Origin of the sequence: Rhodococcus sp. 06-470-2 (assembly GCF_002258235.1) — a bacterium.
Lineage (GTDB): Bacteria > Actinomycetota > Actinomycetes > Mycobacteriales > Mycobacteriaceae > Rhodococcoides.
In genome coordinates, this window is the sequence record NZ_NOYB01000032.1 from 70,004 (window position 1) to 93,999 (window position 23,996).

General features: G+C 65.1%; 20 protein-coding genes. 4 read left to right on the forward strand and 16 right to left on the reverse strand.

What is annotated here, in order from left to right; all coding sequences use genetic code 11:
* Window positions 1-36: 36 nt before the first annotated feature.
* The 6 genes from CH276_RS15960 to pafA form a co-directional block, all read right to left on the reverse strand.
* On the reverse strand, window positions 37-2,811 hold the full coding sequence (locus CH276_RS15960; protein WP_094629981.1) for a DEAD/DEAH box helicase: 2,775 nt from the start codon (window positions 2,809-2,811) through the stop codon (window positions 37-39).
* A 27-nt stretch (window positions 2,812-2,838) separates the two neighbouring features.
* Complete coding sequence (gene tatC / locus CH276_RS15965) at window positions 2,839-3,810, reverse strand: twin-arginine translocase subunit TatC (RefSeq protein ID WP_032398078.1); 972 nt, start codon at window positions 3,808-3,810, stop codon at window positions 2,839-2,841.
* Between the two features lie 110 nt (window positions 3,811-3,920).
* Window positions 3,921-4,187, reverse strand: coding sequence for a Sec-independent protein translocase subunit TatA (tatA, locus tag CH276_RS15970; RefSeq protein ID WP_032398077.1), 267 nt, complete (start codon window positions 4,185-4,187; stop codon window positions 3,921-3,923).
* Between the two features lie 85 nt (window positions 4,188-4,272).
* On the reverse strand, window positions 4,273-5,268 hold the full coding sequence (locus CH276_RS15975) for a helix-turn-helix transcriptional regulator (protein WP_094629982.1): 996 nt from the start codon (window positions 5,266-5,268) through the stop codon (window positions 4,273-4,275).
* Window positions 5,265-6,257, reverse strand: coding sequence for a helix-turn-helix transcriptional regulator (locus tag CH276_RS15980; RefSeq protein ID WP_032398075.1), 993 nt, complete (start codon window positions 6,255-6,257; stop codon window positions 5,265-5,267). Before CH276_RS15980 ends, CH276_RS15975 begins: the two co-directional genes overlap by 4 nt.
* Before the next feature lie 61 nt (window positions 6,258-6,318).
* Window positions 6,319-7,677, reverse strand: a complete 1,359-nt coding sequence (gene pafA / locus CH276_RS15985) for a Pup--protein ligase (RefSeq protein ID WP_176459280.1) — start codon at window positions 7,675-7,677, stop codon at window positions 6,319-6,321.
* A gap of 98 nt (window positions 7,678-7,775) precedes the next feature.
* On the opposite strand from pafA, the gene CH276_RS15990 reads away from it, so the two are divergent.
* Entirely contained in the window at window positions 7,776-9,245 is a 1,470-nt protein-coding gene (locus CH276_RS15990; RefSeq protein ID WP_094629984.1) for a bifunctional phosphatase PAP2/diacylglycerol kinase family protein, read from the forward strand.
* 33 nt (window positions 9,246-9,278) lie between these two features.
* Here CH276_RS15990 and prcA read toward each other — a convergent pair whose 3' ends face one another.
* The 5 genes from prcA to arc form a co-directional block, all read right to left on the reverse strand.
* The gene (prcA, locus tag CH276_RS15995) at window positions 9,279-10,052 is read right to left on the reverse strand and encodes a proteasome subunit alpha (RefSeq protein ID WP_094629985.1); all 774 of its coding nucleotides are present in this window, start codon (window positions 10,050-10,052) and stop codon (window positions 9,279-9,281) included.
* A complete protein-coding gene (gene prcB, locus CH276_RS16000; RefSeq protein WP_032398071.1) occupies window positions 10,049-10,990 on the reverse strand; it encodes a proteasome subunit beta in 942 nt (313 codons plus the stop codon). The genes prcA and prcB overlap by 4 nt, the downstream gene beginning before the upstream one ends.
* Window positions 10,987-11,181 carry a ubiquitin-like protein Pup gene (locus CH276_RS16005; RefSeq protein ID WP_008716348.1) on the reverse strand — a complete coding sequence of 65 codons (195 nt, stop codon included), beginning with the start codon at window positions 11,179-11,181 and terminating at the stop codon, window positions 10,987-10,989. Before CH276_RS16005 ends, prcB begins: the two co-directional genes overlap by 4 nt.
* A gap of 194 nt (window positions 11,182-11,375) precedes the next feature.
* A complete protein-coding gene (gene dop / locus CH276_RS16010; protein ID WP_032398070.1) occupies window positions 11,376-12,875 on the reverse strand; it encodes a depupylase/deamidase Dop in 1,500 nt (499 codons plus the stop codon).
* A gap of 82 nt (window positions 12,876-12,957) precedes the next feature.
* Window positions 12,958-14,721, reverse strand: a complete 1,764-nt coding sequence (gene arc / locus CH276_RS16015) for a proteasome ATPase (protein ID WP_045199741.1) — start codon at window positions 14,719-14,721, stop codon at window positions 12,958-12,960.
* A gap of 184 nt (window positions 14,722-14,905) precedes the next feature.
* Between arc and CH276_RS16020 the strand changes: the two genes are divergently transcribed.
* On the forward strand, window positions 14,906-15,391 hold the full coding sequence (locus CH276_RS16020; RefSeq protein ID WP_094630091.1) for a hypothetical protein: 486 nt from the start codon (window positions 14,906-14,908) through the stop codon (window positions 15,389-15,391).
* Window positions 15,392-15,425: 34 nt separating this feature from the next.
* Here the strand turns inward: CH276_RS16020 and CH276_RS16025 are convergent, their stop codons facing one another.
* On the reverse strand, window positions 15,426-16,304 hold the full coding sequence (locus CH276_RS16025) for a tRNA (adenine-N1)-methyltransferase (protein WP_441344220.1): 879 nt from the start codon (window positions 16,302-16,304) through the stop codon (window positions 15,426-15,428).
* Window positions 16,305-16,650: 346 nt separating this feature from the next.
* Here CH276_RS16025 and CH276_RS16030 point away from each other — a divergent pair, with 346 nt between their 5' ends.
* Complete coding sequence (locus tag CH276_RS16030) at window positions 16,651-17,490, forward strand: RecB family exonuclease (protein ID WP_094630092.1); 840 nt, start codon at window positions 16,651-16,653, stop codon at window positions 17,488-17,490.
* Window positions 17,487-18,299, forward strand: a complete 813-nt coding sequence (locus tag CH276_RS16035; protein WP_094629986.1) for a thioesterase family protein — start codon at window positions 17,487-17,489, stop codon at window positions 18,297-18,299. The genes CH276_RS16030 and CH276_RS16035 overlap by 4 nt, the downstream gene beginning before the upstream one ends.
* 69 nt (window positions 18,300-18,368) lie before the next feature.
* Here CH276_RS16035 and hisG read toward each other — a convergent pair whose 3' ends face one another.
* The 4 genes from hisG to metH are packed head-to-tail and all read right to left on the reverse strand — an operon-like array spanning window position 18,369 to window position 23,823.
* Window positions 18,369-19,220 carry an ATP phosphoribosyltransferase gene (hisG, locus tag CH276_RS16040; RefSeq protein ID WP_032398069.1) on the reverse strand — a complete coding sequence of 284 codons (852 nt, stop codon included), beginning with the start codon at window positions 19,218-19,220 and terminating at the stop codon, window positions 18,369-18,371.
* Window positions 19,221-19,266: 46 nt separating this feature from the next.
* Window positions 19,267-19,530, reverse strand: coding sequence for a phosphoribosyl-ATP diphosphatase (locus CH276_RS16045; protein ID WP_032398466.1), 264 nt, complete (start codon window positions 19,528-19,530; stop codon window positions 19,267-19,269).
* A 50-nt stretch (window positions 19,531-19,580) separates the two neighbouring features.
* Window positions 19,581-20,261: an HAD family hydrolase gene (locus CH276_RS16050; protein WP_032398068.1), complete on the reverse strand. Its 681-nt coding sequence runs from the start codon at window positions 20,259-20,261 to the stop codon at window positions 19,581-19,583.
* Window positions 20,254-23,823, reverse strand: a complete 3,570-nt coding sequence (gene metH, locus CH276_RS16055; RefSeq protein WP_032398067.1) for a methionine synthase — start codon at window positions 23,821-23,823, stop codon at window positions 20,254-20,256. Before metH ends, CH276_RS16050 begins: the two co-directional genes overlap by 8 nt.
* Window positions 23,824-23,996 lie beyond the last annotated feature (173 nt).

Consider the following 23,996-nt stretch of genomic DNA (forward strand, 5'->3'; position numbering starts at 1 on the left):
TCCGCTGTACCGACCCGGCAGTCCGATTCGCTCCTGTCATGCGGCATCGACGGCGACCACACCGCGGCGCAGAGCCGCGATCGCCCGCGCCGCAGTGCGCGAGAGTTCCGGCTCCGGGGCCGCGAGCCGAACCTGATCCAATAGGTCGATCACCTGCCGACACCAGCGCACGAAGTCTCCGCCCGACAGTGCTTTGCCGTTGTCGCCCGCGGTGACGAGAGCATCGACCAACGAATGGTTCGACGCCCACTTGTAGATCGCCTTCACGAATCCCATGTCGGGCTCTCTCGTCGGCGGAAGCTTGTGCCGAACTTCGTCGGACCTCAACTCGTGCCACACCCGCACCGTCTCGGTCAGCGCGTGTCGAATCGGACCCGTCGGACCGTGCGGAGTGATATCGCCCTCCGACCTGGACTCGTAGACCACCGCCGAGACCACCGCCGCCAACTCTGCCGGAGAAAGGCCTTGCCACAGGCCGCCGCGCAGGCATTCGGCGACCAGGAGGTCGGACTCCGAATAGATCCGACTCAGCCGTGCGCCATCGTCGGTGACCTTCGGATCCTTGCCTGCCGTCACGTACCCGCGGTCGGCGAGCAACGCCAGGATACGGTCGAACGTTCGGGCGAGGGAGTTCGTCGTCGCCGATACCTTCTGGCGCATCGTTTCGGTCTCCCGAGCCAGCCGGTTGTAGCGCTCACCGGTGCGGCCGAGCTCGTCGCGATCGGGGCGCGCGTGCACCGGATGCGATCGAATGGCTCTCCGAAGCGTGGCCAGTTCCTTGTCGTCCGCTGCGGTCGATTTGCGGCGGACTCGGTCCGACGGCTGCGAGATTCCGCGTGTGACCAGGGCGGCCGCGAGATCGCGCCGGGTCTTGGCGGTGCGATGATCGACGAAGCGCGGAAGGCGCATGGTGCCCAAAGACGTTGCAGGCGAGGGGAAGTCCGCGGCCGAAAGCCGCCCGGCCCATTTGTCCTCGGTCAGTACGAGCGGCCGCGGATCGGCCCGGTCGTCATCCGCCTCCAGGACCACCGCGAGACCGCTGCGGCGACCGGTCGGCACCGAGATCACGTCGCCGCGCCGCAATGCACGGAGTGAATCGACTGCCTTGTCCCGTCGATCGGACCTGTTCTGGCGTTCGAGGGTCTTCTCACGATCCTTGAGCCGCTCACGCAGCCGCGCATACTCGAAATACTCGCCGTCGGGGCCGCCGAGGCGTGCCCCGAGCGCCTCCAACGTCTGCATGTTCTTCTCGATGCCGCGCACCATCCCGACGACGGACCGGTCGGCCTGGAACTGGGCGAAGGACCGTTCGAGCAACAGACGCGAATCGGCCGCACCGAACTGTTCGATCAGGTTGATCGACATGTTGTATGCCGGCGCGAACGAACTGCGCAGCGGGAAAGTGCGGGTCGACGCCAGACCGGCGACCTCGGTCGGCTCCGTACCGGGCTGCCACAGCACGACGGCATGCCCCTCGACATCGATACCGCGCCGCCCGGCCCGGCCGGTCAGCTGGGTGTACTCCCCCGGCGTCAACTCGGCGTGTGTCTCACCGTTGAACTTGACCAGCTTCTCGAGCACGACGGTTCGAGCAGGCATGTTGATCCCGAGAGCCAACGTCTCGGTGGCGAAGACCGCCCGGACCAGGCCCTTGACGAACAACTCCTCGACGGTATGCCGAAAGACCGGCAACATCCCGGCGTGGTGAGCGGCGAATCCACGCTCGAGCGCGTCGCGCCACTCCCAGAAGCCCAGGACCTCCAGGTCCTCGCGTGGCAGCTCCGAGGTGTGCTTCTCGACGATGTACCGAATCTCCTCGGCCTGCTCGGGCGTGGTCAGCACCAGCCGCGAACGCATGCACTGGGTCAGCGCGCCGTCACAGCCTGCGCGGCTGAAGATGAATGTGATCGCCGGGAGCAGACCTTCTTCGTCGAGTTTGGCGATCACATCGGGTCGGGCCAGTGGGCGGTTGTTCGCTCCGCTGCCGTGACCGCCACCGCGACCTCCGCCGCCTGCCCGACCGCCTCGGCCTCTGCTGTGTGGTGCATGCCAGCGGTCCAACGAGTCGAGGGACTGACGTTGTTTGACGTGTCGTACGAGTTCCCGATCGACGACGATCTTCTGACTGCCGTCCGCCGACTGGGCTCGCGTGTCGAACAGATCGAACAATCGGCGACCCACCATGATGTGCTGCGACAGGGGTACCGGGCGGTTCTCGTCGACCACGACCGAGGTGTCTCCGCGGACCGTGCTCATCCAGGCACCGAACTCCTCGGCGTTGCTCACCGTGGCCGAGAGGCTGACCAGTCGAACGTCGTCGGACAGGTGCAGGATGACCTCTTCCCACACCGCGCCTCGGAAACGGTCGGCGAGGTAGTGCACCTCGTCCATGACGACGTGCGAGAGACCTCGCAATGCGTCCGAGGATGCGTAGAGCATGTTGCGCAGCACTTCGGTCGTCATGATGACGATGGGGGCATCGGGGTTGATCGACGAGTCTCCGGTCAGCAGCCCGACCGTGTCACGCCCGTACCGCGCGGTCAGCTCGGCGAACTTCTGGTTGCTGAGCGCCTTGATCGGGGTGGTGTAGAAGCACTTGCGCCCGGCGGCGAGCGCCAGGTGCACCGCGAATTCGCCGATGACGGTCTTGCCTGCACCGGTGGGGGCGCAGACCAGAACGCCGTGACCGTTCTCGAGTGCCGTACACGCGTCCACCTGGAACCGATCGAGCGGGAAACCGAGTTCGGACGAAAAGCGTTGCAGCTGGGTGGGTCGGGGGCTCGTCCCCGTATCGACGATCGGCTCGGTCATGCGATCGACCCGACGGTTCGGCCGCGGTCAGATCGTGTCGTCGTACTGTGCCTGCACTCGGGTCGCGGTACCGAAGCCGCTGGACGGCGGTGTCGGAGCGACGGCATCCGGTGACTCGATCGAACTTGCGCCGTCGATGCGCGTTGCTTCGTCATCTGACACATCACCCCATTCGTCTCTTCTCTTGCGCAACTTACGCTTGTCGTGAATCCGCGCAATCTGCACTGCCATCTCGAAGAGCACCGTCAACGCCAAGGCCAAGGCCAGCATCGAGAAAGGGTCCTGCCCCGGAGTCGCGATGGCCGCGAAGACGAACAGCCCGAAGATGAGACCTCGACGCCACGCCTTGAGTCGCTCGTAGGTGAGTACGCCGACGAAATTCAGGGCGACGACCAGCAACGGAATCTCGAAGCTGACGCCGAAGATGATGAGGAGGTTGATCAGGAATCCGAAGTACTGGTCACCGCTGAGCGCGGTGATCTGGACGTTGTCACCGATCGAGAGCAGGAAGTGCAGGCCCTTGGCCACCACGAAGTAGGCCAGGACGGCTCCGGTGACGAACAGCGCCGCGGCTCCGGTCACGAACGAGACCGCGTATCGACGTTCGTTCGCGTACAGACCCGGGGTGATGAACGCCCAGATCTGATACAGCCAGATGGGACAGGCCAGGACGACACCGGCGGTGAACGCGACCTTGAATCGCAACAGGAACTGATCGAACGGCCCGGTCGCGAGCAGACGACACTGGTCGTCGTTGCTCAGATTCGCGCGGAGGCTCGGATCGAGCGTGCAGTAGGGACCTCGTAGGAGGTCGCCGAGGCTCTCGACGCCGAAGATGGTGTGCGAGTACCAGAAGAACCCGAAAGCAGTCGTCAGCGCGACGGCGACCAACGACCACAGGAGCCGGGTTCGCAGCTCGTACAGGTGATCGACCAACGACATCGTGCCGTCGGGATTGACTCGGCGCTTGCTACGCCGCGGATCGAACGGAATGCGCATGGTGTTCTACGGTCAGCCTTCTTCGGTCGGACGACGGCGCGGAGCCGTCACCGACAGCAGTGAACCTTCGGTGCCACCTGGCACCGAAGGTGTGCTGAGCGGCCGTGCGCTCAGGCAGACTTCGCGTCGTGCTGGGTCTCGGTGTTCGGCTGCACGACAGGCGCAGGCGAAGGCAGCTGAGCGGGAGCGGTCGGCTGCTGCGCCGTCGCGGTGTCGGCGTCGGACTTGCCGTCGTTCTGCATCTCCTTCACCTCGCTCTTGAAGATGCGCAACGACCGGCCGAGTCCGCGAGCAGCCTCGGGCAGCTTCTTGGAACCGAACAGAATGATGACGACCACCGCAACGATGGCCCAGTGCCAAGGACTGGTGAATCCCATGCGAACCTCCTACAGATCAGATGAATCGAGCGTACCCGACCGCGGGCATCGCCTCCGGCAGCAGCGGGTGTCGGTTGCCCCGTGTTCACGTCGGGACGGTGCCGTCCGCGCTGGTGGCATCGAGCTCGGCATACGCATCCAGGGCCGAGCGGGCACGATCGCGGACGGAGTTCACCAAGGATTCAGGTGCCAGTACCGTGACGCCGCCGCCGAAGCCCAAGGTCAATCGAGTCATCCACTGCAGCGTCGCGAACCTCATCGTGACCACGATGGAACCGTCGGCATCCGCGGCGACCTGCGTCATCGGGTAGTAGTCCAGAATCCAGGTGAAGGAGGGCGACACCTTCAGCCGGGCCTGCGAAAGCGAGGGATCGTCGTTGAAGATCTCGAAGGCGTCCTCGTCCTGCACCGATTCCGGAGGCGCGGCGGGTTCGTCGAGTTCGGTTGCCGAGTCGATGCGGTCGAATCGGAACAGCCGCACTCCCTCGGCGCTTCGGCACCACGCCTGGACGTAACTGTTGTCGTCGACGACGACCGTCCTGATCGGGTCCACGGTCCGTTCGGTGACGACATCCCGCGATGCGGAGTAGTAGGTCAGCTGCAGGGCATGCCGGTGACGCAGCGCAGAACGAACGGTACTCGAGACCGGTCCCTCCTCGGCACCTGCGCTGTCGTGATCCGACGAGAGCGGCACGTTGGCCGCAGCCGAGCCCGCTGCGGTCTCGATCTTCGCGATAGCGCGCTGAGCGGCGGACGGGTCGACCATGCCGGGCATGGACGTCAGGGATCGAAGCGCAACCAACAGGGCCGTCGCCTCGGTCGACGTCAGGCGCAGCGGTCGATCGATTCCGGCCGAGAACGTGACGTCGATGCTCTCCTCGGAGAACGACAGATCGATGAGATCACCCGGACCGTAACCGGGCAGACCACACATCCAGAGCTGATTGAGATCGGCCATCAACGTCGCCGTCGACACCCCCAGCTCACGCGCGGCCTCCTCGGCACTCAAGCCGGGATTGGCCATGAAGAACGGCACCATGTTGAGCAACCTGGCCAGCCGAACCGACAGTCGTGCGCTCATCGCTGGTTCTCCACGTCGGCCGCTGTCTGCAGGGTCGAGATCACGTCGGCGCGCAATTCCGCGGGTTCGAGAACCACCGCATCCGCGCCGTGACCGGCGATCAACCGCGAGACCCAATCCCAGGACCGCACGGGCACCTCGACGACCGTGCCGCTTCGGGTGCCGAGACTCTGCACGCCCACCACCGTTCCCATTCTCCGCAATTCCAGCGCCCTTCCGTCCTGCAGCCACACTCGGGCCGTGCCCGATACCGAGGACGTGCCCGCCACTCGGCGGACGATCTCCTGCAGATCGACACCGTCGGGCTTGCGGACGCTCTGCGGGGTGCCGAACGACTTGACCTCGTCGCCGATTCGGGACAGGCGAAACGTGCGGGTGTCGTCGCGGTCCACGTCGTGCCCCACCAGATACCAGCGGCCGCGAAACGTCACGACCCCCCACGGCTCGACGGTTCGGGTGGTGAACGGCTCGGTCAACGACGGGCGGTGTTGGAACCGTACCGACTTTCCGTCGTCGATCGCGGCCAGCAGGGCACCCAGGGCGGGTTCGGAGCCTCGGGTACGGGCGGGAACCGCGGTCACCGCTGCGGCGGACTCGTTCTGGTCCACCTGAATTCCGGCGGCGCGGAGTTTGAGCAACGCACTCTGTGCCGCCGAGGTCAGCTCAGGCGATTCCCACAGTTTGACCGCTACTGCGACGGCGGCCGATTCCTCGCTGGTGAGGTCGATGTCGGGAAGTTCGTAGGCATCGCGGTTGATGCGATAGCCCTCGACGCCGCCGAACCTGGTGGCGGTACCGGTTTCCAACGGGACACCGAGGTCACGCAGTTCGTTCTTGTCCCGCTCGAACATTCTGCTGAACGCTTCGTGGCTGGTGGAGTCGTCGTATCCGGCAACGCTCTCGCGGATCCACTCCGCGGTCAGGAACTGACGTGTCGACAGCAGACAGATGACCAGATTCATCAGGCGTTCGACTTTGGTGGTGGCCACGACAGTCGAGCCTAGTTGCTCACCGGTGGACGCAGCGGTAACGACCCGACTGCGTCCGGCACTACATCGACGCGATCAACCGTTCCACTCGCTCGTCGACCGATCGGAACGGGTCTTTGCAGAGCACGGTTCGCTGAGCCTGGTCGTTCAACTTCAGGTGTACCCAGTCGACGGTGAAGTCGCGACCCGCTTCCTGAGCGGCCGTGATGAATTCTCCGCGCAGCTTGGCCCTGGTGGTCTGCGGCGGCAGATCGACGGCCTCGTCGATCTGCTCGTCCTCGGTGACTCGCTTGGCCAGACCCTTGCGCTGCAGCAGATCGAACACTCCGCGGCCGCGCTTGATGTCGTGGTAGGCCAGGTCCAGCTGAGCGATCTTGGGATCGGACAGCTCCATCGAGTAACGGTCCTGGTAACGCTGGAACAGTTTGCGTTTGATGACCCAGTCGATCTCGGTGTCCACCTTCGCGAAATCCTGTGTCTCGATGGCGTCGAGCGTTCGTCCCCACAGGTCGACGACCTGCTCCACCTGAGTGTTCGGCTCGCGCGTCTTGAGATGCTCGACGGCTCGCGAGTAGTACTCGCGCTGGATATCGAGGGCGCTGGCCTGTCGTCCCCCGGCGAGTCGAACGGGGCGACGTCCGGTGAGATCGTGACTGACCTCGCGGATTGCGCGAATCGGATTGTCCAGTGCGAAATCTCGGAAGGACACGCCCGCCTCGATCATCTCGAGAACGAGGGCTGCTGTACCGACCTTGAGCATCGTCGAGGTCTCGGCCATGTTCGAGTCGCCCACGATGACGTGCAGTCGGCGGTACTTCTCGGCGTCGGCGTGCGGCTCGTCGCGCGTGTTGATGATCGGCCGCGAACGAGTGGTGGCCGAGGAGACGCCTTCCCAGATGTGCTCGGCGCGCTGCGACAGGCAGAACGTCGCAGCCTTCGGCGTCTGGAGCACCTTGCCCGCGCCACAGATCAACTGACGCGTGACCAGGAACGGCAGCAGAACGTCCGAGATTCGGGAGAACTCGCCGGCGCGTTGGACGAGGAAGTTCTCGTGGCAGCCGTAGGAGTTACCCGCCGAGTCGGTGTTGTTCTTGAACAGATAGATATCGCCGCCGATACCCTCTTCGGCCAGGCGCTGCTCGGCGTCGATCAGCAGGTCTTCCAGTACCCGCTCGCCTGCGCGGTCGTGGGTTACCAGCTGCAACAGACTGTCGCACTCGGCGGTGGCGTACTCGGGATGCGAGCCCACGTCGAGGTACAGGCGGGCTCCGTTGCGAAGAAACACATTCGAGCTGCGACCCCACGAAACGACTCGGCGGAACAGATAGCGAGCCACTTCGTCCGGACTCAGCCGTCGATGTCCGTGGAAAGTACATGTGACACCGAACTCTGTCTCGATGCCCATAATTCGTCGCTGCACACTTCGACACTACAACGCAACCCGCGGATCGATGTGTCGGAGCGCTCCGATGTCGTCCGTCCGTGAGGATGCCGTCGCACGTGCCTAGGCTGGGCGTCATGACATCCACGCGCACCCCGATCTCGACGGCCGTCCACGCGTGGGATCTGTCCCTGGTGGCACGAAGCGCCGCCCTGCGGCAGAGCAGAGCGGACGGTGGACTGCGTGCCCTGAGCAACGCCGCCGATCACGGTCGTCTGTGGCTCGGGGCGGCTGCGCTTCTCGTGGCCGCAGGTGGCCCGGCCCGACGCGGCGGCGTCCGGGGGCTGGTGGCGCTGGCCGGTGCGAGCTCCGTGGCGAACGGGCTGCTCAAACCGCTGTTCCCGCGGACTCGTCCCGATTCCGAGTCCGTTCCCGTCCTGCGTCAGGTTCTGGCTCCGCCGGTGTCGTCGTCGTTTCCCTCCGGCCACTCGGCGTCCGCGGCTGCGTTCGTCACAGCGGTGGCGATCGAATCCCCCGTCGCAGGCGTGCTGCTGGCACCCGTTGCGGCCGCGGTGTGTTACTCGAGGGTCCACGTGGGCGTGCACTGGCCGACGGACGTCATCGCCGGCGCCGCTCTCGGCTCGGCCATCGCGTTGTCCACTCGTCGGTGGTGGGCCGTGCGATCGGAAAAGCCTGCCGATCTCGGCTCCCCGGTCCAGGTCGAGCCACTGCCGGGCGGCCGGGGGCTACTGGTACTCGTCAATCCGGGGTCGGGCACCGATTCGGACGCGGTGCCCGATGCGATCCGTCGAGCACTTCCCGATGCCGATCTGTTCGTGCCGAATCCCGATCAGGACTTCAACGAGCAACTGGAGCAGCGCATTCGGAGCACGTCCCCACGTGCCCTCGGTGTCTGCGGTGGTGACGGAACCGTGGTCAGCGTCGCCGCATCCGCGGTGCGCAACGGATTACCGCTCGCAGCATTTCCGGGTGGCACCCTCAATCATTTCGCGCGCGACACCGGATTGACCGTCGTGCAGGACACCGCTGCCGCCGTGGAAGCGGGCACCGCCGAACTGGTCGACATCGCCGAGGTGTCCGTCGACGGCCGCAGTGTGTCGTTCGTCAACACCGCAACGTTCGGTGGCTACCCCGACTCGGTTCGGCTACGTCAGAAGTTGCAACGCCGAATCGGCAAATGGCCCGCGGCCGCCATCGCGATGACGCGGGTCCTGGCGGCTGCGGAACCACTGAACATCGGACTCGACGGCACCGAGCAGTCGGTCTGGATGCTCTTCGTCGGCAACGGCAATTATGTACCGGCCGACCAAGTACCCATGTCTCGCAGCAGTATTCACACCGGCACCCTCGATGTCCGGTTTCTTCCGTCCGAGCCGAAAGCGTCCAGAACCAGACTGCTGTGGGCAACGTTGACCGGCACCCTCGGGTCCTCGCCCGCCTACGTCCGTCGAGCGGTGAAGGAGTTGACCGTCGAGGTGGAGGGTGCCCCCGTTGCCCTCGCGGCCGACGGTGAAGTGGTGGGCGACGGACGAAGGTTCGAGTTCACCAGTGACAAGAACGGCCTCGCGCTCTACCGAAAGCGATAGCGCGCGAGGCCGAACGAGTGTCGGGACCATCGGTCAGGACGGCGGTGCACCTTCGGTGTCGGGTGCCGTCTCGACCGCTGCAGTCGGCGACGGCAACATGTCCTCCAGCGCAGCCCCGGCAATGCGTCTGAACGCTCGTCGCGGCCGCGCCTGGTCCAGCACCGCGACCTCGAGCGCCGACACCTCCAGAACCTTCTTCTCCGGCTCGCCGCCCGCCGCGGGCGGCGCAGTCGGGCCTGCCGTGAGTGCGTCGACGGCCACACGTACCGCGTCTGCCAGGTCCAGCCCGGCGCGGTAGGTGTCCTTCAGTGCGGCCACGATCGGCTCGGTCGTCCCGCCCATGACGACGAAATCCTGCTCGTCGACGATGGATCCGTCGTAGGTGATGCGGTAGAGCTGCGTGGCGATCGGCTCGTCCTGGTGCGACACCTCCGCGACACAGATCTCGACCTCGTACGGCTTGAGCTGCTCGGTGAAGATCGTGCCGAGTGCTTGCGCGTACGTCTTGGCGAGCGAACGGCCGGTCACGTCGCGCCGATCGTAGGTGTAGCCCTTGATATCGGCGTGCTGGATACCGGCCTTGCGCAGGTTCTCGAACTCGTTGTACTTGCCCACGGCCGCGAAGCCGATCCGGTCGTAGAGTTCGCTCACCTTGTGCAACGCGGTCGAACGGTTCTCGGCGACGAAGAGGACCCCGTCCGCATACGTCAGCACGATGACGCTGCGGCCGCGGCCGATTCCCTTGCGCGCCAACTCCGAACGATCGCGCATGATCTGTTCGGCAGATGCGTAGTACGGCATCGTCATGGTGCGCTACCCCCTTCGCTCACTTGCTGGCCGGCCCGAGTGTGGTGCTCGGCACCGCCGGAATGCGCTGCACTCTCCGTCCGCTCCGCGAGAACCGACCGAGCAGCAGCCGAAATCCTCTCGTGTGCAACGTCGTCCGCCCCGACACTGGTGATGGCAACTGCCGTCGGGTAGATCCCGCGGGTGACGTCAGGACCGCCTGTGGCCGAGTCGTCGTCGGCGGCGTCGTACAGCGATTCCACCGCTGCACGAATCGCCTCCTCCTCGGTCATTCCGGGGCGATAGAGCTTCTTGAGCGCGGACTTGGCGAACAACGATCCCGATCCCACGGCGTGGTAACCCGAACGCTCCTCGTATCGCCCGCCGACCACGTCGTAGGAGACGATGCGTCCGGCTCGATCCGGGTCCGAGATGTCGATGTCGAATCCGACCAGCAACGGGACGGCGGCGAGCCCTTGCATCGCGGCACCGAGGTTGCTTCGCACCATCGACGACAGCTTGTTGGCCTTGCCGTTGAACGTGAGCGGCACGCCTTCTATCTTCTCGTAGTGCTCGAGTTCGACGGCGAAGAGCCGAACCAGCTCGATCGCGATGCCCGCGGTTCCGGCGATACCCGCGGCGGAGTAGTCGTCGGTGACGTAGACCTTCTGCATGTCGCGGTTGGCGATCAGATTGCCCTGCGTGGCCCGCCGGTCACCCGCGATCAGAACGCCGCCTGCGTAGGTCAGTGCAACGATCGTCGTCCCGTGTGGAGCGATTCCGGACTTGTCCGAGCCGCCGTTAGCGGTGTTGGTCGCCAGATCCGCCGCGATACCGCTCTCGGGCAACAGATGAGGGGCGTGCCGACGAAGATAATCGGAGAACGACGAGCTGCTCGTCCCGAATGGGATCGCCGTTCCGTCGCCTGCCGACCGTGGGTCCGAACGATCCACCGTCACTGGCCGCCCTTCTGAACGTAGGCGCGGACGAAGTCCTCGGCGTTTTCCTCGAGCACGTCGTCGATCTCGTCGAGAAGGTCGTCGGTCTCCTCGGCCAGCTTCTCGCGTCGTTCCTGACCACCGGCTCCGGTGTCGCCGGGAACCTCATCGTCGTCGCCGCCGCCAGAGCGCCGTGTCTGCTCCTGTGCCATAGTCGCCGACCTCCTCCGTGTATCGAGAAAACAGATCTACTGCACTCTCACCGGTCGATCCGAGGTGCACCGTCGTGGATGTGCAAGTGCAACCGAACGTTCCGCCGAAAGTGCACGGACCTTTACCCTACCGACTGACCGACTCCGCCGGTCGACAAGACACCGCCTTTGGTCGGCGTCGGTCCCGGGGTGCGTCAGTTGGTGAGCTGATCGACGAGCTCCGCGGCGCTGTCGACCGACTCGAGCAGCGCACCGACGTGCGATTTGGTGCCCCGGAGCGGCTCGAGAGTCGGGATACGAACGAGGGAGTCACCGCCGAGATCGAAGATGACCGAGTCCCAGCTCGCCGCAGCGATGTCTGCCCCGAACTTGCGCAGGCACTCGCCGCGGAAGTACGCCCTCGTGTCCTCCGGCGGCGTGCCGACGGCATCGAGCACCTGCTGTTCGGTGACCAGTCGATCCATCGACCCACGAGCGACCAGCCGGTTGTACAGGCCTTTGTCCAGCCGAACATCGGAGTACTGCAGATCGACCAGATGCAGCCGCGGAGCCGACCACCCGAGCCCCTCGCGCTGGCGGAATCCCTCCAGCAGGCGCAGTTTCGCGGGCCAGTCCAGCAGATGGGCGCACTCCATCGGATCCCGCTCGAGAAGGTCGAGGACCATGGCCCACTTGTCGAGCACGTCGAGTGCGCGCGCATCGTCACTGCCCTCGGCAGCGACGAACTTGGCAACGCGCTGGTGGTAGATCCGCTGCAGCGCAAGCCCGGTCAGTTCGCGGCCGTCGGCGAGAGCGACGGCCTTGCGCAGCGTCGGATCGTGGCTGATCTGATGGACTGCGGTCACCGGCCTGGCCAGCTGCAGATCGGACAGGTCGACGCCGGCTTCGATGATGTCGAGCACGAGCGCTGTGGTGCCGACCTTGAGGTAGGTCGACATCTCGGCGAGATTGGCGTCGCCGATGATGCAGTGCAGGCGGCGATACTTGTCCGCGTCCGCGTGCGGTTCGTCGCGCGTGTTGATGATGCCGCGTTTGAGGGTGGTCTCGAGGCCCACCTCCACCTCGATGTAATCCGCCCGCTGCGAGAGCTGGAAGCCTGCTTCGTCGCCGGACTGGCCGATTCCGACGCGTCCGGACCCGGTGATGACCTGCCTCGAGGCGAAGAACGGCGACAGACCCGCGATGACCGCCGAGAACGGCGTCTCGCGCGACATCAGGTAGTTCTCGTGAGTGCCGTACGACGCGCCCTTACCGTCGACGTTGTTCTTGTACAGCTGAAGGCGCGGCGCTCCCGGGACGCTCGACGCATGGCGGGCTGCGGCTTCCATCACGCGCTCGCCTGCCTTGTCCCAGATGACTGCGTCCAGCGGGTCACGTACCTCCGGAGCCGAGTACTCGGGGTGGGCGTGATCGACGTACAGGCGAGCACCGTTGGTGAGAATCATGTTGGCTGCGCCGATCTCGTCGGCGTCGATCACCGGTGCGGGGCCACTGAAGCGTCCGAGGTCGAAGCCGCGAGCGTCACGCAGAGGCGATTCGACCTCGTAGTCCCAGCGCGTGCGCTTGGCCCGGGGAACTCCGGCGGCCGCCGCGTAGGCGAGCACTGCCTGGGTCGACGTCAGGATCGGGTTGGCGGTGGGTTCGGTGGGCGAAGAAATGCCGTACTCGACCTCGATACCGATGATGCGCTGCATGTGTCGAGCCTAGACGTCGACCGAAGAGCGCTTTCGGGGCGCGCCCTGTGCGGACGCGCCCCGAAAGTGGTGTTCGACGAAGCTACAGGTACTGGCCGGTGTTGGCCTCGGTGTCGATCGCCCGGCTCGCGCTGGCGTTCTTGCCGGTGACCAGCGTGCGAATGTAGACGATCCGCTCGCCCTTCTTGCCGGAGATTCGAGCCCAGTCGTCCGGGTTCGTGGTGTTCGGCAGGTCTTCGTTCTCGGCGAACTCGTCGACGATGGAGTCGAAGAGATGCTGAATCCGCAGACCGCTGTTTCCGGTTTCGAGTACCGACTTGATGGCGTATTTCTTCGCGCGGTCCACGATGTTCTGGATCATGGCCCCGGAGTTGAAGTCCTTGAAGTACAGAACCTCCTTGTCGCCGTTGGCATACGTCACCTCGAGGAAGCGGTTGTCGTCGCTTTCGGCGTACATGCGCTCGACGACGCGGTCGATCATCCCTCGGATGCAGGCTGCGCGGTCTCCAGCGAACTCCGCGACGTCGTCGGCGTTGACCGGTAGCGAATCGGTCAGGTACTTGGAGAAGATGTCCTGTGCCGATTCGGCGTCGGGCCGCTCGATCTTGATCTTGACGTCCAGGCGACCGGGCCGCAGGATCGCGGGGTCGATCATGTCCTCACGGTTGGAGGCACCGATCACGATGACGTTCTCCAGCCCCTCGACGCCGTCGATCTCGGCGAGCAGCTGCGGAACGACCGTCGTCTCGACGTCGGACGAGACGCCCGAACCGCGGGTTCGGAAGATCGAGTCCATCTCGTCGAAGAACACGATGACCGGGGTGCCCTCGGACGCCTTCTCCCGTGCACGCTGGAAGATCATGCGGATGTGCCGCTCGGTCTCGCCGACGAACTTGTTGAGCAGTTCGGGGCCCTTGATGTTGAGGAAGAACGACTTCGCTTCCTTGGCGTCCTGCCCGCGGGCCTCGGCGATCTTCTTGGCCAACGAATTGGCAACGGCCTTGGCGATCAACGTCTTTCCGCAACCGGGAGGGCCGTAGAGCAGCACGCCCTTGGGCGGACGCAGGGAGTACTCGCGGAACAGATCCTTGTGCAGGAACGGAAGTTCGACGGCGTCGCGAATCTGCTCGATCTGTCGCCCGAGACCACCGATGTCCTCGTATCCGACGTCCGGCACCTCTTCGAGGACCAGGTCCTCCACCTCGGCCTTGGGGACACGTTCGAAGGCGTAGCCGGCCTTGGTGTCGACGAGCAAGGAGTCGCCGGGGCGAAGTTTGCGGGACGGTTCGTCCGGGTCGATCGGACCCTCGTCGTTGACCATGTCGATCAACGGCTTGGCCAGCCACACGACTCGTTCCTCGTCGGCGTGACCGACGACGAGTGCCCTCGATCCATCGCCCAGAAGCTCACGCAGAGTGCTGATCTCGCCGACCTGGTCGAAGGTGCAGGCCTCGACGATGGTCAACGCTTCGTTCAGTCGCACCGTCTGTCCCGGTGCGAGTGAATCGGCCTCGATGTTCGGTGAACACGTCAGCCTCATCTTGCGTCCCGAGGTGAACACGTCGACCGTTCCGTCCTCGAACACGCTCAGCAGAACGCCGTAGCCGCTCGGTGGTTGGCCGAGGCGATCCACCTCCTCCCGGAGCGCGATGAGCTGCTGTCTCGCCTCTTTGAGGGTGTCCATCAGCTTCGCGTTGCGCAGAGACAGTGAATCGACGCGACCTTCGAGTTCGCGTACCTGCTCGGGGGACTCCCCCAGTTGACGGCGCAGCGAAGCAGCTTCGGCTCGCACGGCGTCCAGTTCGGCTCTGGCCGCGGCCACATCCGGATTGTCTGTTGAGCTCATGAGCGACTCCTCCCAGTGACGATCTATCAACGCTACCGGCACCGGCCCGAATGTGCGGACCGACACCACGATCGGGTCGTGTGAGCACTGCGTCTCGACCGCACCGAGCGTCGGTCGAATTCATGTTAGCCTCACCTGACCAAACAGCGGACCGACGACGGAATCAGGGGCTTCACCAGTGAAGATGCGTACTTTCTCGGTAGGTGTCGCGCTCGCGACGGCGGTGATGTCGGTAGCCGGGTGCAGCTCGGCCGATGAATCCGATCAGACCGATCACAATTCGACGTCGGCCGCCGAGAGCAGCGTTCCGGCAGCCGATGCGCCCGCCGTCGCGCCGCCGACATCCGGTGAACTCGAAGCATCTCTGCTGCAGTTGGTGGCCCCGAACGTCGACGCAGCGACGAAGGCGGCGTCGGTCGAGAACGGGCAGGCACGCCTGACCAACCTCGAAACGATGACCGCGGCCCTGGCGAACTACGGCGCGATCACGTTCGAGGTCGCCGAACCGACGGTCGAGGGCGAGACGTCGACCGCCGACGTCGCGATCGCCACCCCTCGGGGAACGGCAGCTCCGTCCCCTCAGACCTGGGTGCTGATCGATGGCGACTGGAAGCTCTCCGATGCCAGCACCTGCCGGATTCTCGCAATGGGACAGGCTCCCTGCGCCTAGACCGAGAGGTCGGAATCCTCGCCGACGCCGATCGTCAGCCCTTGCCGGATCGACGCTGCGGCTTCGGCGTGACAGTGCCCTCGGCGAGGCGTCGAACACTCACGAGGAATGCCGTGTGCCCCTGCATCCGATGCTCGGGCCGAACCGCCAGTCCCACGACGTGCCAACCGCGCACCATCGACTCCCACGAACGGGGTTCGGTCCAGCATTCCTGTGCGCGTAGGGCTTCGACGACCTTGGACAGCTGCGTCACCGTCGCGACGTAGACCAACAGCACTCCGCCCGGAACGAGAGCTTTCGATACGGCGGGCAGTGCGTCCCAGGGGGCCAGCATGTCCAGAACCACCCGATCCACCTGCTCCCCCGGTCGATCGACACCGAACCGATCCACGTCGGCCACCGTCAGGTGCCAGTTGGACGGCCGCTCGCCGAAGAACGTCTCGACGTTCTTGATCGCGTAGTCGGCATGGTCCTGGCGGATCTCGTAGGAGATGACCGTTCCTTCCGTACCCACCGCACGCAGCAGCGAGCACGTCAGAGCGCCCGATCCGGCACCGGCCTCGAGTACGCGGGCTCCGGGGAACATGTCGCCCTCGTGGACGATCTGGGCTGCATCCTTGGGGTAGATGACCTGCGCGCCACGCGGCATCGACAGCACGTAGTCGGTCAACAGCGGCCGAAGCGCGAGGTAGGGGGTGCCGTTGACGGACGTGACGACGCTGCCCTCGTCGGCCCCGAGCAGTTTGTCGTGGGTGATCCCGCCCCGGTGCGTGTGGAATTCCTTGCCCGCCTCGAGCACCACCGTGTAGTGACGGCCCTTGCCGTCGGTGAGCTGGACTCGGTCTCCGACGCGGAACGGACCGCTGCGGGCGGGTCCGGTCGGTACCGGCTCGACGGGTATCCCGTCGTCGATCGTCGTAGCGTCGTCGAGTTCGATCTCGTCGACGGTCGCGGTGACCACCTCGTCTGCACCTGGAGCCGGAACGTCGACGATCGCGTCGACCTCGGAACCGTCGCTCGCCGCGGACGCGGAATCACCGAAGGACACAGCATCACCGGACGGCACAGCGGAACCTGCTTTCGTTGCTCTGTTCGACGCCCGACCTGTTGGTCCGACACCTGGGACGACTCGACGTGCCAGACTACGGCCTTGACCGAAGATGTCGGACCAACGGCATAGTCTCGCAGTCGTGAGTATTTCCGTGTCGACGCCCATCGACTTGCCTCTACTCGACCTCGGCGACAGCGCGCGACCGCCGCTGGCGGTGCCGAGCCCCCGCAGCACGCCGGCGTTGTCGCCCTCCCGCGCAGGCGATTTCAAGCAGTGTCCTCTCCTCTACCGCTTTCGCGCGGTCGACCGCATTCCGGAGGTCTCCACCGAAGCTCAGGTCAAGGGAACTGTGGTGCATGCCGCACTGGAGGCTCTCTACGCGTTGCCTGCGCAGGACCGAGTGCCGGCGACTGCGCGCGACCTGGTGGATCCGGCGTGGGAGCGAGTGGTTGCCCAGTCGCCTGCCATCGAGTCGTTGGTTCCGGCCGACGAGCGGACGGCTTTTCTCGATCGCGCTCGGGCTCTGGTCGCCGGATACTACGAACTCGAGGACCCCACTCACTTCGAGCCCGAGTCCTGCGAACAACGGGTGGAGATCGATCTGGACGACGGCACGCCGCTTCGGGGATTCATCGATCGAATCGACGTCGCACCCAACGGCATGATTCGCGTCGTCGACTACAAAACCGGTCGGGCACCGCGGGAGTTCACCGAGTCCAAGGCGCTGTTCCAGATGAAGTTCTACGCCCTGATGATCATGCGCATGCGCGGCGTCGTTCCGGCGCAACTCAAATTGATGTATCTGGCCGACAAGCAGGAACTGACCTACGCTCCGGACGAAGACGAGCTTCGCAGGTTCGAGCGCATGCTGTCTGCGATCTGGAAAGCGATTCTGGCTGCAGGCGAGACCGGTGACTTCCGCGCCAAGAAGGGCGCACTGTGCAAGTGGTGCGACCACCAGGCCCTGTGCCCCGAGTTCGGCGGCACTCCCCCGCCGTATCCGGGTTGGCCGCAGACGGCCCAGGCTTCTGCGGTGGCCGAGCAGTGACGATTCCGAACGCCTTCTTCGTCCCCGCCGGTGTCGGCAGTGAAGGCCACGAGAGGGTCACCGCCACCGAGCACACCGTCAGCCTGTGGGCACCGACGATGCAGCACGGGGCACCGCCGTCCGCCCTGTTGGTCCGTGCACTCGAGCGCGTCGACGCGCGCGAGGACACCCGGATCAGTCGGGTGGCCGTGGACATCCTCGGACCGGTTCCGGTCGGCGACATCGAGATCCGAGCATGGACGGAGCGTCCCGGTACCAACATCGAGCTCGTCGTGGCGGAACTCTGGGCGGCCGGTGCCTCGGGAACTGCGCGCGCTGTCGCCCGGGGCAGCGCATGGCGTATGCGCACCACGCCGACGGACGACGTGGCTCACTCGGGCGATCCGGTGATGCGACCGGTGAGCGACGGTGTCGACTACACCTTCGGTGGCACCTGGTCGTCGGGTTATCTCGACGCCGTCGAGTTCAAGATCCTCACCGGACTCGGAGCCGACGGACCGGGTGAGATCTGGGCCAGGCCCACACCCGTTCTCGTGCAGGGTGAATCGATGACACCCCTGGAACGACTCTTCTCGATTGCGGACATCGCCAACGGCATCGGCGCGAAACTGCCGATCGACGAATGGACGTTCTTGAACACCGACCTGACCGTGCACGTGTTCCGAGTGCCGCAGGGTGAATGGGTAGGAGTCTCGGCGGAGACCTCCACCGGTCCCGACGGTATCGCCATGTGTGCAGGCACGCTCAGTGACGAACTGGGACCGGTCGGGCGCATCGCGCAGACGGTATTGGTTCGGCGTCGCACCTGACGAGCGACAACGATCGGGGCACCCGCGGCGCGCACGCAACGCGCGACACGACCCGTCGGCTACCCGGACTCAGAATGCTCGACAGGACCTGATGTCGGAAGCGAGGATCGCCTTGGCACCCAGCTCGGCGAGCTGATCCATGACGTTGTTGTGGACCTTGCGAGAAACCATGGCGCGCACGGCAACCCAGTTGTCGTCGACCATCGGGGCGAGGGTCGGCGATTCGATTCCCGGGGTGATCTTCACGGCCTCGTCGAGGATCGCCTTGGGGCAGTCGTAATCGAGCATCAGGTACTGCTGCGCGAAGACGACGCCCTGGACACGGGCGATGAGTTGCTTTCGTGCGGAGTCGGTGCCCGGAGCGCCTGCTCGTTCGATCAACACACCCTCCGAATCGCAGAGAGATTCGCCGAAGGCCACGAGATTGTTCTGACGCAACGAACGTCCCGACTCCACCACGTCGGCGATCGCGTCGGCCACACCGAGCTGGATGGAGATCTCGACCGCACCGTCGAGGCGGATGACCGTAGCCTCGAGTCCTCTGGCGGCCAGATCCTTACGCACCAGATTGGGATAGGACGTGGCGATGCGCAGTCCGCCCAGGTCCTCGGGTGCCCACTGCTTGCCCGCGGGTGCGGCGTAGCGGAAGGTCGATCGGCCGAACCCGAGTGCCAGCCGTTCCTCGACCGCGGCACCGGAATCGAGCGCCAGGTCGCGTCCGGTGATACCCAGATCCAATTGCCCGGATCCGACGTAGATCGCGATGTCCTTGGGGCGGAGAAAGAAGAACTCGACGCCGTTCGCCGGATCGAGAACCGTCAGGTCCTTCGAGTCGCTTCGGCGTCGGTAGCCGGCTTCACTGAGAATTTCGGCGGCGGACTCGGAGAGAGCGCCCTTGTTGGGTACGGCTACGCGCAGCATGGAGTGTCCTTGTTCGACGAGTTCGTGAGCGACAAGCGGATCGAACTCACAGATGTTTGTAGACGTCCTCGAGTTCGAGGCCTCTGCCCACCATCATCACCTGGACCCAGTAGAGAAGCTGCGAAATCTCCTCGGCGAGCGCCTCGTCGCTCTCGTGCTCGGCAGCGATCCACACTTCACCTGCTTCTTCGAGGACCTTCTTGCCCTGGAAATGAACTCCAGCGTCCAACGCTGCGACGGTGCCCGAACCCTCGGGACGGGTCTTCGAGCGATCGGTGAGCTCGGCGAACAGCGAATCGAAAGTCTTCACGACTGGATATTCTTTCACGTCGTCACTCGGGTACACGAATACGGTCGAGATTAGGGCGTTCGGCCCGACCAGGCCCGGCGAACGTCCTCGGCAGTGAGTCCGACGAGACCGTCGCGAATCGTGTATCCGGGTGCCGCCTGCACTGCGATCTCGGAGGGAACCACCAACACCGGACACCCCGCCGTGTGGGCAGAGAGCGATCCGGTGGGCGAATCCTCGACCGCAAGGCACGACGCGGCCTCGAGTCCGAGCAACGCAGCACCGCGCAGGTACGGTGCCGGGTGCGGTTTGCCTGCCTCGACCTCGTCGCCGGTGACGGTGATATCGAAGTACTCGCGGCCCAGGGTGTCCAGTGCCCGCTCGACCAAACCGCGTTCGGTGTTGGTGACCAGCCCAGTGGACAGGCCCATCTCGCGCACGAGCGCAAGGGCGTCCTTGGCACCTGGTCGCCACGGAATCCCCTCGGCGAACAGGTCTCCGACGCGGGCGGTCAGCCATTCGCGCCCCTCGGCCAGATGATCGTCGGTGACCTCCACCGAGGCGTTGGCCAGCACCTTGCTCAGCGCGTCCCGCATCGAGTTACCAAGGGTGCTCTCGCGTACTTCCGCGCTGAGTTCGGTTCCCAGGGAGCGGGAGTACTCACCGATAGCGACGTCCCAGATCTTCTCCGAGTCGAGCAGTGTGCCGTCCATGTCCCACAGGACACCGTGCAGGTGAGTTGGACTAGACATTGAAGTACTTGGCCTCCGGGTGATGAAGCACGAATGCATCGGTCGACTGTTCGGGGTGCAGCTGCAGTTCCTCGGAGAGCTTCACGCCGATCCGCTCGGGTTCGAGAAGCGCGGCGAGCTTGATGCGGTCCTCGAGATCCGGGCAGGCTCCGTAGCCGAACGAGTAACGCGCACCGCGATATTCGAGTTTGAAGAAGCCTTCGGCCTCGGTGGGATCCTCCGAGGCAACGGAATTGCCGTCGGACAGTTTCAGTTCCTCGCGTACCCGGCGATGCCAGTACTCGGCCAAGGCCTCGGTGAGCTGAACTCCGATTCCGTGGACCTCGAGGTAGTCGCGGTACGAGTCGGCAGCGAACAGCTCGTTGGCGAAGTCCGCGATGGGCTGACCCATCGTCACCAGGTTCATCGGCAGAACATCGACCTGGCCCGATTCCCGTGCAGCCGAACGCGATCGAACGAAGTCCGCGATGCACAGGAACCGGTCGCGGTGCTGACGCGGGAACGTGAACCGGAAGCGTTCGGGCGCGTCGGGTTCGGGTTCGGTGAGCACGACGACGTCGTCGCCCTCGGACACCGCCGGGAAGTATCCGTACACCAACGCCGCATGCGCGAGGATGCCGTCGGTGCTCAGGCGATCCAGCCAATAACGCAGGCGCGGTTTGCCTTCCGATTCCACCAGATCCTCGTACGTGGCGCCTTCGCCCTTACGTGCACCGCGCAGACCCCACTGCCCCAGGAACAGAGCCCGCTCGTCGAGCAGCCCCGAGTACTCCGACAGCGACACGCCCTTGACGATGCGCGTGCCCCAGAAGGGTGGCACCGGGATATCGATATCGGCAGCGACATCGGATCGCTCGGGCACGACCACCGGTGCCTCGGCGGCCTTGCGCTTCTCCGCGATTCGCTTGGAGCGCTCGTGACGTTCCTTGCGCTCGGCCGCCTTGGCCTTCGCGGCGAGTGCCTCGGGGCTGTCCGGAGCCGGACCGCCGCCACGCTTGGTGGTCATGATGGTGTCCATCAACCGAAGACCTTCGAACGCGTCTCGCGCATAGTGCACGTCGCCTTCGTAGACGTCCTGCAGATCGTTCTCGACATAGGACCGCGTCAGCGCGGCTCCGCCGAGGAGCACCGGGAATTGCTCGGCGACACCGCGCGAGTTGAGTTCGATCAGGTTGTCCTTCATGACCACCGTCGACTTCACCAGCAGCCCTGACATGCCGATCACGTCGGCGCGCTTGTCGATCGCGGCTTCCAGAATGGTCGAAATCGGTTGCTTGATACCAAGATTGACCACCTCGTAGCCGTTGTTGCTCAAGATGATGTCGACGAGGTTCTTGCCGATGTCGTGCACGTCGCCCTTGACGGTACCGAGCACGATGCGGCCCTTGCCGTCGTCGTCGGTCGCCTCCATGTGCGGCTCGAGGTACGCCACAGCAGCTTTCATCACCTCGGCGGAGGCGAGCACGAACGGCAGCTGCATCTGCCCGGAGCCGAACAGCTCACCCACGGTCTTCATCCCCGAGAGCAACGTCTCGTTGATGATCTCGAGCGGCGGCTTCTCGGTCATCGCGGTGTCGAGATCGGCGTCGAGGCCGTTGCGTTCACCGTCGACGATGCGCCGTTCGAGACGCTCGAACAGCGGCAGTCGCCCGAGTTCCTCGGCGCGGGATTCGCGAGCGGAGGCCGCGGAGACGCCCTCGAAGAGCTGCATGAGCTTCTGCAGCGGGTCGTAGCCCTCGCTGCGGCGGTCGTACACCAGATCGAGTGCCGTCTCGCGCTGCTCGTCGGGAATCTTGTTCATCGGCAAGATCTTCGACGCGTGCACGATGGCGGTATCGAGACCGGCCTGCGTGCATTCGTGCAGGAACACCGAGTTGAGCACCTGGCGTGCAGCGGGATTGAGGCCGAACGAGATGTTCGACAGCCCGAGGGTGGTGTGCACCTTCGGGTACTTCTCCTTGAGCTGCCGGATCGCCTCGATGGTCTCGATGCCGTCGCGTCGCACCTCTTCCTGGCCCGTCGAGATCGGGAAGGTGAGGGTGTCGACGATGATGTCCTCGTGGCGCAGGCCCCAGTTCTCGGTGATGTCGGTGATCAACCGGTCCGCGACACGCACCTTCCACTCGGCCGTACGTGCCTGTCCCTCTTCGTCGATGGTCAGAGCGACGACAGCGGCGCCGTGCTCCTTGACCAGACGCATGATCTTCTGGAACCGCGAGTCGGGCCCGTCGCCGTCCTCGTAGTTGACCGAGTTGACCGCGCTGCGGCCACCGAGGTGCTCCAACCCTGCTTCCAGGACGGCAGGTTCGGTGGAGTCGAGCATGATCGGCAGGGTCGACGCGGTCGCCAGGCGGCTGGCCAACGCGGCCATGTCTGCGGCACCGTCGCGACCGACGTAGTCGACGTTGAGATCGAGCATGTGGGCACCGTCGCGCGTCTGATCCTTGGCGATGTCGAGGCACTTCTCGTAGTCCTCGGCGAGCATCGCGTCGCGAAATGCCTTGGACCCGTTGGAGTTGGTGCGCTCACCGATCATCAGGATGCTCGCATCCTGTTCGAACGGAACGGCGGTGTACAGCGAGGACACGCCCGGCTCGGGTGCAGGCCGACGTTCCAGTTTCGTTGCCCCGTGGACCATGTCGGCAACCTGGCGGATGTGCTCGGGCGTGGTGCCACAGCAACCGCCGACCAGAGCCAACCCGTACTCGTTGACGAAACCGCTCAGAGCCTCGGCCAGTTCGGGGGCGGTCAGGGGGTACTCGGCACCTTTCGCGCCCAGCGTCGGCAGGCCGGCGTTGGGCATGACCGACACCGGAAGTCGTGAATGCTTGGACAGATGACGCAGGTGCTCGCTCATCTCGGCCGGACCGGTCGCACAGTTGAGCCCGATCATGTCGATACCGAGGGGTTCGAGTGCGGTCAGTGCGGCACCGATCTCGCTGCCGACGAGCATGGCGCCCGTTGTCTCGACGGTGACGTGGGTGATGATCGGGATGCGGACGCCGAGGCGGTCCATCGCATGCTGACTGCCGATGATCGCGGCTTTGACCTGCAGTAGATCCTGGCAGGTCTCGACCAGGATGGCGTCGGCACCGCCGTCGATCATGCCGAGGGCGGCCTCGGTGTAGGCGTCGCGCAGTCGGGCGAACGGAGCGTGTCCGAGGGTGGGGAGCTTGGTGCCCGGGCCCATCGAGCCCAGCACGTAGCGGCCCATTCCATCGCGGCCGGGGCCCATCTCGTCTGCGGTCTCGCGCGCGAGCCGGGTGCCCTTCTCCGCGAGTTCACGGATGCGGTCCTCGATGTCGTAGTCGGCGAGGTTCGGCAGGTTGCACCCGAAGGTGTTGGTCTCGACGGCGTCCGCGCCTGCCGCGAAGTACTCGCGGTGGATCTCCCGCAGGACGTCCGGCCGGGTGTCGTTGAGGATTTCGTTGCAGCCTTCGAGACCGATGAAGTCGTCGAGAGTCAGCTCGGCATCCTGGAGCATCGTGCCCATCGCGCCGTCGCCGATGACAACGCGACGTGAAATCGCATCGAGCAGACTGGGCTTGTGTTCAGCGGGCATCACTACAGAGTAGTGGGCACCGAAGTTACGTCGGGTCGTAGGCTGTCGTGGTGAGTCCCCGAAACCTCGATGGCCAGTCCCCGATCGACGACGGTACCGAAAATACGGACATTTCAGGTGCCGGATCGGATGTGCCTCTCGATGCTGCATTGATCGAGGCCGTCCACGACGCT

Bases quoted from the DNA above. Each gene is read 5' to 3' on its own strand.
- dop (WP_032398070.1), bottom strand. From the start codon at position 12,875: ATGCAGCGCATCATCGGTATCGAGGTCGAGTACGGCATTTCTTCGCCC.
- CH276_RS16050 (WP_032398068.1), bottom strand. From the start codon at position 20,261: ATGTCTAGTCCAACTCACCTGCACGGTGTCCTGTGGGACATGGACGGC.
- CH276_RS15990 (WP_094629984.1), top strand. From the start codon at position 7,776: ATGACATCCACGCGCACCCCGATCTCGACGGCCGTCCACGCGTGGGAT.
- hisG (WP_032398069.1), bottom strand. From the start codon at position 19,220: ATGCTGCGCGTAGCCGTACCCAACAAGGGCGCTCTCTCCGAGTCCGCC.
- CH276_RS16020 (WP_094630091.1), top strand. From the start codon at position 14,906: ATGCGTACTTTCTCGGTAGGTGTCGCGCTCGCGACGGCGGTGATGTCG.
- CH276_RS15960 (WP_094629981.1), bottom strand. From the start codon at position 2,811: ATGACCGAGCCGATCGTCGATACGGGGACGAGCCCCCGACCCACCCAG.
- CH276_RS16005 (WP_008716348.1), bottom strand. From the start codon at position 11,181: ATGGCACAGGAGCAGACACGGCGCTCTGGCGGCGGCGACGACGATGAG.
- CH276_RS15975 (WP_094629982.1), bottom strand. From the start codon at position 5,268: ATGAGCGCACGACTGTCGGTTCGGCTGGCCAGGTTGCTCAACATGGTG.
- tatC (WP_032398078.1), bottom strand. From the start codon at position 3,810: ATGCGCATTCCGTTCGATCCGCGGCGTAGCAAGCGCCGAGTCAATCCC.
- tatA (WP_032398077.1), bottom strand. From the start codon at position 4,187: ATGGGATTCACCAGTCCTTGGCACTGGGCCATCGTTGCGGTGGTCGTC.
- metH (WP_032398067.1), bottom strand. From the start codon at position 23,823: ATGCCCGCTGAACACAAGCCCAGTCTGCTCGATGCGATTTCACGTCGC.
- prcA (WP_094629985.1), bottom strand. From the start codon at position 10,052: ATGACGATGCCGTACTACGCATCTGCCGAACAGATCATGCGCGATCGT.
- arc (WP_045199741.1), bottom strand. From the start codon at position 14,721: ATGAGCTCAACAGACAATCCGGATGTGGCCGCGGCCAGAGCCGAACTG.